The following is an 11,585-nucleotide window of genomic DNA, read 5'->3' on the forward strand; positions in this document are numbered from 1 at the left end:
CCGGCTTCGGACCTATATTGGTATTGCTCTTAAATTTTTATAAAATTGAAAAAAAGAGTTGACGAAATGAGAAACATCTGCTATATTAATATCAGTAACAATTACTAATATTAATCAAGAACAACAAGTTAGAATATCACACATCAAATAAGAAAAGGAGATCTGAGTTATGAAGAAATGGGTTTGTACTGTATGCGGTTATGTTTATGAGGGTGAGGCTGCTCCGGAGTTCTGCCCGGTTTGTAAGGCACCGGCTTCCAAGTTCAAAGAGCAGGAGGGCGAGATGACCTGGGCTGCTGAGCATGTCGTAGGTGTTGCACAGGGCGTGAGCGAGGATATCCTGGCAGACCTTCGCGCAAACTTCGAGGGTGAGTGCTCTGAGGTTGGTATGTATCTGGCTATGGCAAGAGTTGCTCACAGAGAGGGCTATCCGGAGATTGGTCTTTACTGGGAGAAGGCAGCTTACGAAGAGGCAGAGCACGCTGCAAAGTTTGCAGAGCTGTTAGGTGAGGTCGTAACCGATTCCACCAAGAAAAACCTGGAGATGAGAGTAGCTGCAGAGCACGGCGCAACCGAGGGCAAGTTCGACCTGGCTAAGCGTGCGAAAGCTGCAAACCTTGACGCGATCCATGACACCGTTCATGAGATGGCAAAAGACGAGGCTCGTCATGGCAAAGCATTTGAGGGTCTGTTAAAGAGATACTTTGGTTAAAAATAAGAGATAAAAATAAGAAGGGCCGCTGTTTGTACAGTGGTCCTTCTTGTTTTGAAAATTTCAGTGCTTATCCTTTGGAAATTTTTTGCTGAAATTCGTTTTCGGTTTCTTTCATCAGAAGTTTTTCCTCCTGAAGCTCTTCTTGTCCTTTTTTTTACCAGATTCTTTTCTGCCTGAAGTTCTTTCCGTTCTTTCTTTTCCAAAACTTCCAGATCTTCTTCCTCCTCAATTAGCATCAGAAGGAAGCAGAGAATCAGAATTCCGCAGGAAATCCATATGGTGCGGTAGGAAAAATACGTGGTCAGGTGACCGCCGCAGGCTGCGCCAATGGCAAAGGAGGTGATAGCAGTCAGATAGATGGCTGCGGTTTTTCCTTCTTCTTTCTTTTTCCCGGTTATAAACCGGTAGAGATGATCCATACCACTTCGCAGATTGCCGATACACATGGTGCTGGCATAGGCGCTGCCGCTGACCGTGCGGAAGGACTGCACCTGCATGGCACAGGCAAAGGAGGTAAGCGCGTTTGCCAGCCAGTTTACCTGTGGCGGCAGAAAACCGACCACAAAGAGCAGCAGGATTTCCATGACCAGAACCAGATGACGCCAGTGGATCTTTCCGGTGTGGCGGCATTTGCTGCGAATAAAGCAGGCAGTAAGAACGCCAAGCGCAAAACAGAATACCGGGAGAAAATACCGGATGGAATCACGCAAGTCCTCTGAGATCAGATAGCAGCCCATCAGAACAATATTTCCGGTCTGTGCGTTTGCAAAAACATGGTCGCGTAAAAAATAAGAACAGGCATCCTGGGTTCCGCCGGACAGATTCAGCAGAATCATGATGATCAGTGAGTCAGACATTTGATACCCGTGCTTTCGGTTCATGAGCATTCCTTCTTTCCCTTTCCGTTTCATGTTTTACCACTTATTCTGGATAAAATCAATCCACTTTTGCCGGTTTTTTGTTTCACAGGAAATATAGTATCCGTCAATTGACAAAATCAGATTTATGAGTGTATAGTAAAGCTCAGCAAATTACAGTGGTGACGCTAAAGAAAAACTGCGGAAATTTGTAATTTATGAAAAAACAGAGGTAGACATCTATGGAAAATCTGATATTCAGCCTGAATGCCACGATTCCTATCTTTTTGATGATGGTGCTGGGCGTGTTTTTCAGGAAAACAGGGCTTTTGAAGGAAAATATGATCAATGGTCTGAACCAGTTTGTGTTTAAGGCAACCCTCCCGGTGCTTCTGTTCGGCGACCTGGCAAAGCAGGATTTTGCCCAGGCATGGAATGGAAAATTTGTGGCGTTCTGCTTTGTGGTGACACTGGTGAGCATTTCTCTTGTAGCGCTGATGTCCATGGCGCTGAAAGACAAATCCCAGCGCGGGGAATTCATTCAGGGTGCATACCGCAGCAGTGCGGCGATCCTTGGCATTGCGTTTATCACGAATATCTATGGCAATTCCGGCATGGCACCGCTGATGATCATTGGCAGTGTGCCGCTTTATAACATTATGGCAGTTGTCGTTCTTTCCTTCACAAAACCGGGACAGAATGGGATGAGTCCGGAACTGATCAAAAAGACCTTAAAGGGAATTGCGACCAATCCGATCATTCTGGGAATTCTGGCAGGTGCATTGTGGTCAGTTTTACGGCTTCCGATGCCAACAATCCTGACAAAGACGGTTTCCAGTCTTGGCGGTCTGACAACACCTCTCGGACTGATGGCAATGGGCGCTGCCTTTAACTGGAGCGAAGCGAAATCCGGTATGGGGCCGGCATTCGCGGCAAGCTTCATGAAGCTGATCGGTCTGTGTACGCTCTTTCTTCCGGTGGCGGTGCTTCTGGGCTTTCGCGAGGCAGAGCTGATCGCAATTTTGGTCATGCTGGGTTCCAGCACCACCGTCAGCAGCTACGTTATGGCCCGGAATATGGGACACAGCGGTGTTTTAAGCTCCAGCATTGTGGCAATCACCACACTGGGAAGCGCGTTTTCCCTGACATTCTGGCTGTATGTGTTAAAGACTCTGGCACTGATCTAAACGGATCAGGCATGAATTAGTTGCTTATAAATAACTAAAACATAATTGATTAAAACAAAACCCCCCGGGGCGCAGCTTCTACACTGCGTTCCGGGGGGTTTATCGTCTTTACTTATCAATATTTACTTGGACTTAACTTCCTTCCATGCCTCATTATAAAGCTCATCCACATCATCGCCCAGGTACTTTAATACCTCGGCATTCTTGATGGAGTCGATGTCCGGGAAAACTGCCTTGTTGTTCTGCATGTCCTCATCTAACAGCTCAAATGTGCCCTTGTTCGGGGTGGAGTAGGTGATGTACTCAAAGTTCTTCTTTGCGATGTCCGGTCTGCACAGGAAGTTGATCCACTTCTCAGCATTCTCTTTGTTTTTCGCATTTTTCGGGATGACCCAGCAGTCGATGAACAGGTCGGTGCCCTCTTCTGGGATCACATATTCCAGGTTGTCGGTGCCGTCCTCGCCCTGAATGTAGAGCATCTCGCCGGAGTAGATGATGCCGACAGCGGCCTCGCCGCCGATCATCTTGTCACGAACCTGGTCTACCACATAAGCCTGGACCAGTGGCTTCTGGTCGATCAGATCCTGCTTGGCCTTGTTGATCTCATCCGGGTTGGTGCTGTTTAAGGAGTAGCCGTTTTTCTTTAGACCGGTCATGAAGGCGCTGCGGATGCTGTCCTGCATGAGGATCTCGCCGCTTAAGCGCTCATCCCACAGGTCTGCCCATTTGGTCGGTGCCGGAACGCCAAGCTCCTGCAGGCGCTCCTTGTTGTAGAGGATGCCGATGGTGCCCCAGGTGTACGGAACAGCGTACTTATTTTCCGGATCGAAGGACTTGGAAAGCTCCATGTAAAGCGGATCAATCTGGTCGATGTTCGGTACATTATCAAAGTTGATCTCGGCCAGAAGGTCATGCTCGCGCATTTTCTGGATCATGAAATCAGACGGACATACCGCATCGTAGGCAATGCCGCCGGCCTCGATGACCGGATACATCTCCTCGTTGGTCTCGAACAGGTCATAGACAACCTTGATTCCGGTCTCTTCTTCGAACTCATCAATGACGGATTCATCAATGTACTCGCCCCAGTTGTAAACGTAGAGCTCGCCGGCGTCACCGGATGCGGCAGAATCACCGGAGTTACCGGAAACAGAGCTGTCAGACGCAGAAGCGCCGCAGCCGGTTACAGCAAGTGCCGCTGCGGACAGTGCCGCAGCAGATACGATCCATCTTTTTTTCATTTTCTCAATCTCCTCTTGTATTGTGTAATATGTCTGAATTTTATTTAGTTTGCTTTGACTTCTTTCCAAAGCTCATTGTAAATAGCATCGGTGTCATCACCCAGGTACTGATAAACCTCAGAATCCTTCAGGGAATCGATATCCGGGAAGACAGCCTTGTTGTTTTGCATGTCTTCATCCAGCAGCTCGAATGCGCCCTTGTTCGGAGTCGGGTAGGTGATGTACTCAAAGTTCGCCTTTGCGATTTCCGGACGGCACATAAAGTCAATCCATTTTTCTGCATTTTCTTTGTTTTTCGCGTTTTTCGGAATGACCCAGGAATCCAGCCACAGGTTGGTTCCCTCTTCCGGAATCACGTATTCCAGATCATAGTCCAGTCCAAGGCTTACGGCCTCATCCTGGATATACAGCATTTCGCCGGAATAGATGACACCGACAGCAGCCTCGCCGCCGATCATTTTATCTCTTACCTGGTCGATCACGTAAGCCTGGACAAGCGGTTTCTGGTCTATCAGCTCCTGCTTTGCCTGCTCAAGCTCGTCCTTGCTTTCGCTGTTCATGGAGTAGCCGTCTTTCTTTAAAGCAACCATGAAGGCGTCGCGGACGCTGTCCTGCATGAGGATCTCGCCGCTTAAGCGTTCATCCCACAGATCAGCCCATTTGGTCGGTGCCGGAACACCAAGCTCGTCTAACAGTTTGGTATTGTACAGGATACCGACCGTTCCCCAGCAGTAAGGAACAGAGTATTTGTTTTCCGGGTCAAAGGCCTGGGACATTTCCATGTAAGCCGGATCAATCTGGTCAATGTTCGGAATGTTGTCGAAGTTTAACTCAGCCAGCAGGTCGTTTTCACGCATTTTCTGGATCATATAATCGGACGGACATACGACATCGTAGTTGACAGCACCGGCCTCGATGACCGGATACATCTCCTCGTTGGTCTCAAACAGGTCGTAAACAACGGTAATGCCGGTCTCCTCCTCAAACTGGGAAATGACATCCTCGTCAATATACTCGCCCCAGTTGTAAACATACAGTTCGCCGCCATCCGCACTGCCGGAAGCAGCGGAATCCGTGCCGGAGGCTCCGGCGTTTCCGGACGCACCGCAGCCGGACAGAAGGGCGGAAGCGGCAGTAAGGCCTGCTATGGAAATTGCAAATACTCTCTTTTTCATAGTCATCTCCTCTTGCTCATGGTTATGGTAATATTAAGCCTCCTGCTTTTTCTTCGGAGCAAAATTGCTGATCAGAAGCAGGGCCAGGACAGCCACGAAGATCACGGTGGATAGTGCGTACATGGACGGCTTGATGCCGCGGCGCACCTCACTGTAGATCAGGGTGGACAGGGTGTTGATGCCGGCGCCTCTGGTAAAGTGGGTAATGATGAAATCATCCAGGGACATGGTGAAGGCCAGCAGAAAGCCGGAAAGCACGCCCGGTAAAATGTCCGGGAACACCACCTTAAAGAAGGCGCGGAGCGGGCTTGCGCCCAGATCCAGCGCTGCCTCGTAGGTGAAGCGGTTGGTCTGCTTTAATTTTGGCATGACGCTCAGGATCACATAGGGAATATTGAAGGTGATATGGGCGATCAGCACGGTTTTAAAGCCAAGGGATACGCCGAAGGCGATGAAGGCCAGCATCAGGGAGATGCCGGTCACGATATCGGCATTTAACATCGGGATATTGGTGATTCCCATGACGATGGTCTGGGGAATCTGTTTCATGCTGCTGATGGCAATGGAAGCCGCAGTGCCGATGATGGTGGCGATCAGTGCGGATAAAAATGCGATCAGCAGGGTGTTCTGCAAAGCGGCCATGATGTTGCGGCTGGCAAACATCTGGGTGTACCACTGCAGCGTGAACCCGCCCCACTGGGTACGGGATTTGGAACTGTTAAAGGATAACACCACCATGGTGGCAATCGGCGCGTATAAAAACAGCATGATGAGCACCAGGTAGAAATCCTGCAGGAACCGTCTGAAATTCTGTCGGATCTTATTCATTAGAATGTACTCCCTTCGCCGTTTTTATCGTATTTTGCGATCAGCGCCATGCTGATCAGGATGAAGACCATAAGAACCAGGGAGAGGCCGGAGCCTAAGTTCCAGTTGCTGCCCTTGGTGAATTCCTGCTCAATGACATTGCCGATCAGGAGGATCTTGCTGCCGCCCAGTAAGTTGGAGATTACGAAGGTGGTCAGGGATGGTACAAATACCATGGTAATGCCGCTGATGATGCCCGGCACACTAAGCGGGAACCACACCCACAGTAAGGTCTGAGTGAAGCTTGCGCCCAGGTCTCTTGCCGCGTTGATGGTGTTGTCATCGATCTTGCACAGTACGTTATAAATAGGAAGCACCATGAAGGGCAGGAAGTTGTAAACCATGCCCAGGATGATGGCTCCCGGGGTGTTGATGAGGTTCTGGTTCGGCAGGTGCAGGGCAGTTAAGATGCCGTTGATAACGCCGCTTTTTTCCAGAAGGGTCTGCCATGCCAGGGTGCGCAGCAGAAAGTTCATCCACATCGGAAGGATGAAGATGAAAACAATGAAGCTGCCCTGGCCGATGCCGCGGTTACGAAGGATCATGGCCAGTGGGTAGGCTAAAAGCAGGCAGATGACGGTGCTCACCAGGGAAAGTCCCAGGGAAAGCCACAGGGCTTTCACATGCTCCGGGGTGGAGATTGAGAGCACGTTTGCCAGGGTAAAGGCCCCGGACTTATCCGTCAGTCCGTAATAGACGATCAGAAGCAGCGGAATGACGATGAAACCAACCATCCAGACCAGGTACGGTCCAGCTAACCATTTCTTATTCATTGACTCCCACAGCCTCCTCATCCTCTGATGCCGGTTTGTTCATGATCTGGATATCGAACGGATCCACCTTGATGCCGACCTGTTTTCCTACCGGGCACATATCGGTGCTGTGGACCAGCCATTCGAAGCCGTCCGGAGTGGTAACCTCCATTTCGTAGTGAACGCCCTTGAAAATCAGATGCGTGCAGGTGCCCACCAGAGTGCCCTCGGACGGGTCAACCAGATCAATGTCCTCCGGGCGGATCACTACGTCAACCGGCTTATTGTTGCCAAAGCCCTTGTCCACGCAGGCGAATCTGGCACCGAAGATTTCCACCAGCTCATCGCGGAGCATGATGCCCGGAACGATGTTGCTCTCGCCGATGAAGTCTGCCACAAAGGCGTTTTCCGGCTCGTTGTAAATCTGCTCCGGAGTGCCCATCTGCTGGATATAGCCCTGGTTCATGACGACGATGGTGTCAGACATGGTCAGTGCCTCTTCCTGGTCGTGGGTAACGTAGATGAAGGTGATGCCCAGCTCGTTCTTTAAGCGGATCAGCTCATACTGCATGTCCTGGCGCAGCTTTAAGTCCAGGGCGCCTAACGGCTCGTCCAAGAGCAACAGGCGCGGCTCGTTTACGATGGCGCGGGCAATGGCGATACGCTGCTGCTGGCCGCCGCTTAAGGAATCTACGGTACGCTTCTCGTAGCCGTCCAGGTTTACCAGTTTCAGTGCGTATTTGATCTTATCATCAATGTAGGCCTTGGATTTTCCCTTGATCTTTAAGCCGAAGGCAATGTTTTCCGCAATGTTCATGTGGGTAAACAGGGCATATTTCTGGAATACCGTGTTTAACTGGCGCTTGTTCGGCGGCAGCTTGCTGATGTCAGCGCCGTCGAAGATGACCTTTCCGGTGTCGGCGGTCTCAAAGCCGCCGATGATGCGCAGGGTTGTGGTTTTGCCGCAGCCGCTGGGGCCAAGTAAGGTCACAAAAGAATTTTCCTTTACGGAAAGGTTAAGGTCATCTAAGACCATGGTGTTGTCGAAGCTTTTTGAAATATTGACCAGATCAATCAGGGGCTGTGCCATCGCAGTATTCCTCCTAAAGTAAGTTTATAAAATCACATGTGATATTCGTGCCGGTTTTCAAAGTTTTGTATGCTGCAGCCTGGCAGTGTGCGGGCTGCATGCCGGATGGTTTAGAAGCTGGGCGGCGTGCTGACCCAGATCAGCGATGCGCCGTGACGGCTTGTGAGATAATGCTTTTTGTCCGGGGTAAAGTAGAAGGACTCGCCCTTCTTGGCCCGGTAGGTTTTGCTTCCGATGTGGATGCTGATGCTGCCCTGCAGGACATAGCCGAACTCTTCGCCCTCATGTGGGTTGTCCGGGTAAGTGCTGCCGCCGGCTTCCAGCGTGATGAGGATTGGCTCCATCATGTTTTTCTGCGCGTTCGGGATGATCCAGCGGATCTCATTTTTCAGCTCCGCATCGTATTTTTCAAAATAGTCAGCCTTTCCGAATACGACCTGCTCCTCCGGTGTTTCATTAAAAAACTCACCGAGGGTGGTGCCGAGGCACTGCAGGATGTCGGTGAGCGTCGCGATAGAGGGAGAGGTCAGGTTGCGTTCCAGCTGGGATATGAATCCCTTGGAAAGCTCTGCCCGGTCCGCAAGCTCCTCCTGTGTCAGACCCTTCAGGGTCCGTATCTCCTTCAGCTTTGATCCGATATCCATAACAGTCCTCCATGATGATACTATCCGAAAAGTTTAGAAATATTAAATGAATGTAAAATGCACTTCAAAGTTTAGTTTTAGTAAACACAAAGCAAACTCAATTATACTGAAAAATATCTGTATGTCAATAGATTCAGAATAGATTTTTTTGAGAATCTGTGGTATGCTGAATATTAGTTTCTGGTTTGCCTGTTTTTAGCGCGGACCGGGTGAAAATTCTGAATTTCAACAGAAAATTTAAGCAATGTAACAGGAGGAAGGACGATGGCTTCAGAAGGAAAGTATATGGCGTATGTCGGTTCCTATTCATATAATGGCAAGGCCAAGGGAATCACCGTTTATGATGTAGATGTGGAAAAGGGAACATTCAAGGAGCGCTGTGAGGTGGAAGTGGACAACTCCTCCTATGTCACAGCATCCAATGATAACCGGACTCTGTATTCTGTAGCGGATGAGGGTGTTGTTGCATTCCGGATTCTGGAGAACGGAAGCCTGTCCCGCTTAAACAGCGCGAAGACCAAAGGCATGAGAGCCTGCCACCTTTCCATGGATAAAGAAGACCGTTATGTATTCGTATCCGGCTTCCATGACGGAAAGGCAACCGTGCTGCGTTTAAGAAAAGACGGCGGTGTTGGCGAGATCGTGGACGGTGTGTTCCACAAGGGTCTCGGCAGTGTGGCAGAGCGTAATTTCCGTCCGCATGTTACCTGCTGCAGACGTACGCCGGACAACAAGTATGTCATGATCGTGGATTCCGGACTGGATCAGGTCAAGATCTACCGTTTCAGCGAAAAGGACGAGCATCTGGTCCAGGTAGACACCATTCCGTGTGAGATGGAGTCTGCGCCGCGCAATCTGCGTTTCAGCTCGGATGGCAAATTCTTCTATTTAATGTATGAGCAGAAGAATGTAATTGATGTATTTACCTATGAGACCGGTGACCGTGTGCCGGAGATTGAAAAGATCCAGACTATTTCTACCATGGGCGAGAAGCACAGTTCCCTGGCAGCTGCATGCTCCTTACGCTTCTCTCCGGATGAGAAGCATATGTTCTGCAGCAATGCGGGAGATGAGAGCGTAGCCGTCTACAGCCGTGATGAGAAAACCGGCCTTCTGGACATGCTGTGCTGTCTGCCGATCAGCGGTGAGTATCCAAAGGATATTTCCGTCTTCCCGGATGATAAGCATTTGGCTGTCATCAACCATGAGAGCAACAGCATTACCTTCTTCAAGGTTGATTATGAGAAAAAACTGCTGATTATGAGCTCCAATGCCATCAAGTGCAATGAGCCAAACAGCTGCATTATTGTGAAAGTAGATGATTAGATTCTGCTGGAGTCCGGGGCTGAAGGAGCTGTCCAGGCCAGAACGCAGACAAATGTGACAAAAAAACGGAGGAAAATATGGCAGGATCCACATATGGAACCATCTTCCGCATTATGACCTGGGGTGAGTCTCACGGGAAGGGCGTCGGTGTCACCATCGACGGCTGCCCGGCGGGACTTCCGCTTTGTGAGGAAGATGTTCAGACTTATTTAAATAGAAGAAAGCCGGGGCAGAGTAAATTTGCCACCGCAAGAAACGAGGGCGATCAGGTGGAAATCCTTTCCGGAGTATTTGAAGGAAAGACCACCGGCACCCCGATTGCCATGATGGTGCGAAACACCGACCAGCGTTCCAGGGATTACAGCGCGATCAAGGATGTGTACCGTCCGGGGCATGCGGATTACTGCTTCGAACAGAAATACGGATTCCGGGATTACCGGGGCGGCGGGCGTTCCTCTGCCCGCGAGACCATTGCCCGGGTGGCAGCGGGAGCGGTAGCCTGCAAGCTGCTGGCACATTACGGCATTACCGTGAATGCTTATGTGAAGAGCATCGGCGAGTTCGAGATTGATCCAAAACGCTTTGACTTATCCGAGCGGGACAACAACAGCCTGAATATGCCGGATAAAGTAGCGGCAGAAGAGACGGCAGAATTTCTGGAGCGCATGATCGCAGCCCAGGATTCCGTGGGCGGTGTGGTAGAGTGCCTGGTAGATGGCATGCCGACCGGCGTTGGTGAGCCGGTCTTTGATAAGCTGGATGCAAGGCTGGCCGGTGCCATCATGTCCATCGGCGCGGTAAAAGGCTTTGAGATCGGAGATGGCTTTGCGGCAGCGAAGGCTCTCGGCTCCCAGAATAATGACGAATTTTATGTCGATGCTTATGGTAAGGTCAATAAAAAGACCAACCACGCAGGCGGTATTTTAGGCGGCATGAGCGATGGCAGCCAGATTGTGCTGCGGGCGGCCTTTAAGCCGACTCCGTCCATTGCGCAGCTGCAGAAAACAGCCAACAATCACGGTGAGAACGTGGAAATCGCCATTAAAGGCCGCCACGATCCGGTGGTAGTGCCGAGAGCCGTCGTTGTGGTAGAGGCTATGACAGCGCTGACCATTGTGGATCTGCTGCTGATGGGCAAAAACGCGAAACTGGACTGAGAATTACGTTTTGCGCTTATTATGAATAATGTACTGGGGAGAGAAAACCAGATAATTGGAATCAACTCAAAATGAAAGGCAGGAAACAGGAAAATTATGAAGAAAATCGCTATGGGAAATGACCACTCCGCAGTGGAGATGAAGGAAGCAATCAAGGCATATGTAGAGCAGAAGGGCTACGAGGTCATCGACTTCGGAACCAATTCCAGCGAAAGCTGTGACTACCCGGCATATGGAGAGAAGGTAGGCCGCGCAGTAGCATCCGGTGAGGCAGATTACGGCATTGCCATCTGTGGAACCGGCATCGGCATCGGTCTGGCAGCAGGCAAGGTAAAGGGCGTTTTAGTCTGCACCTGCAGCGAGCCATACAGCGCAAGAATGTCCCGTAAGCATAACAATACCAACGTCCTCACCTTCGGTGCCCGCGTCGTAGGCGTGGAGATGGCCAAGATGATCGTGGATGAGTGGCTGGATAATGAGTATGAGGGCGGCCGCCACCAGAGAAGAGTGGATATGATCTTCGATATCGAAAACAAATAAAAATTTAAGAGCAATACCAATATAGGTCCGAAGC

Annotated in this window: 12 protein-coding genes; 5 read left to right on the forward strand and 7 right to left on the reverse strand. The window is 50.3% G+C overall.

Annotated features, from left to right (window positions below; genetic code table 11):
• The first annotated feature begins 169 nt into the window (after window positions 1–169).
• Complete coding sequence (locus tag DWY84_RS16635) at window positions 170–712, forward strand: NADH peroxidase (protein ID WP_118534417.1); 543 nt, start codon at window positions 170–172, stop codon at window positions 710–712.
• Here DWY84_RS16635 and DWY84_RS16640 read toward each other — a convergent pair.
• Window positions 709–1,596, reverse strand: coding sequence for a YoaK family protein (locus tag DWY84_RS16640; protein ID WP_243024902.1), 888 nt, complete (start codon window positions 1,594–1,596; stop codon window positions 709–711). The genes DWY84_RS16635 and DWY84_RS16640 overlap by 4 nt on opposite strands.
• A gap of 218 nt (window positions 1,597–1,814) precedes the next feature.
• On the opposite strand from DWY84_RS16640, the gene DWY84_RS16645 reads away from it, so the two are divergent.
• Window positions 1,815–2,759, forward strand: a complete 945-nt coding sequence (locus tag DWY84_RS16645) for an AEC family transporter (RefSeq protein ID WP_118534418.1) — start codon at window positions 1,815–1,817, stop codon at window positions 2,757–2,759.
• A 122-nt stretch (window positions 2,760–2,881) separates the two neighbouring features.
• Here the strand turns inward: DWY84_RS16645 and DWY84_RS16650 are convergent, their stop codons facing one another.
• The 6 genes from DWY84_RS16650 to DWY84_RS16670 all read right to left on the reverse strand — a co-directional run bounded on the left by DWY84_RS16650 (window position 2,882) and on the right by DWY84_RS16670 (window position 8,528).
• The gene (locus DWY84_RS16650; protein ID WP_118534419.1) at window positions 2,882–4,000 is read right to left on the reverse strand and encodes an ABC transporter substrate-binding protein; all 1,119 of its coding nucleotides are present in this window, start codon (window positions 3,998–4,000) and stop codon (window positions 2,882–2,884) included.
• Window positions 4,001–4,044: 44 nt separating this feature from the next.
• Window positions 4,045–5,175, reverse strand: a complete 1,131-nt coding sequence (locus DWY84_RS17905; protein ID WP_243024903.1) for an ABC transporter substrate-binding protein — start codon at window positions 5,173–5,175, stop codon at window positions 4,045–4,047.
• A gap of 33 nt (window positions 5,176–5,208) precedes the next feature.
• Window positions 5,209–6,003, reverse strand: coding sequence for an ABC transporter permease (locus DWY84_RS17910; RefSeq protein ID WP_243024904.1), 795 nt, complete (start codon window positions 6,001–6,003; stop codon window positions 5,209–5,211).
• Window positions 6,003–6,815 (reverse strand): ABC transporter permease, encoded by an 813-nt coding sequence (locus DWY84_RS16660; RefSeq protein WP_118534420.1) that lies wholly within the window; start codon window positions 6,813–6,815, stop codon window positions 6,003–6,005. Before DWY84_RS16660 ends, DWY84_RS17910 begins: the two co-directional genes overlap by 1 nt.
• Window positions 6,808–7,884 carry an ABC transporter ATP-binding protein gene (locus DWY84_RS16665; RefSeq protein ID WP_118534421.1) on the reverse strand — a complete coding sequence of 359 codons (1,077 nt, stop codon included), beginning with the start codon at window positions 7,882–7,884 and terminating at the stop codon, window positions 6,808–6,810. Before DWY84_RS16665 ends, DWY84_RS16660 begins: the two co-directional genes overlap by 8 nt.
• 110 nt (window positions 7,885–7,994) lie before the next feature.
• Window positions 7,995–8,528, reverse strand: coding sequence for a cupin domain-containing protein (locus tag DWY84_RS16670; RefSeq protein ID WP_118534422.1), 534 nt, complete (start codon window positions 8,526–8,528; stop codon window positions 7,995–7,997).
• Window positions 8,529–8,792: 264 nt separating this feature from the next.
• Between DWY84_RS16670 and DWY84_RS16675 the strand changes: the two genes are divergently transcribed.
• The 3 genes from DWY84_RS16675 (at window position 8,793) to rpiB (ending at window position 11,551) form a co-directional block, all read left to right on the forward strand.
• On the forward strand, window positions 8,793–9,854 hold the full coding sequence (locus DWY84_RS16675; protein WP_118534423.1) for a beta-propeller fold lactonase family protein: 1,062 nt from the start codon (window positions 8,793–8,795) through the stop codon (window positions 9,852–9,854).
• 77 nt (window positions 9,855–9,931) lie between these two features.
• Window positions 9,932–11,011 carry a chorismate synthase gene (gene aroC / locus DWY84_RS16680; RefSeq protein WP_118534424.1) on the forward strand — a complete coding sequence of 360 codons (1,080 nt, stop codon included), beginning with the start codon at window positions 9,932–9,934 and terminating at the stop codon, window positions 11,009–11,011.
• A gap of 96 nt (window positions 11,012–11,107) precedes the next feature.
• A complete protein-coding gene (rpiB, locus tag DWY84_RS16685; RefSeq protein ID WP_118534425.1) occupies window positions 11,108–11,551 on the forward strand; it encodes a ribose 5-phosphate isomerase B in 444 nt (147 codons plus the stop codon).
• Window positions 11,552–11,585: the final 34 nt, after the last annotated feature.

The organism is Clostridium sp. AF27-2AA (assembly GCF_003478505.1).
In the GTDB taxonomy this organism is placed as follows: Bacteria; Bacillota; Clostridia; order Lachnospirales; family Lachnospiraceae; genus Brotaphodocola.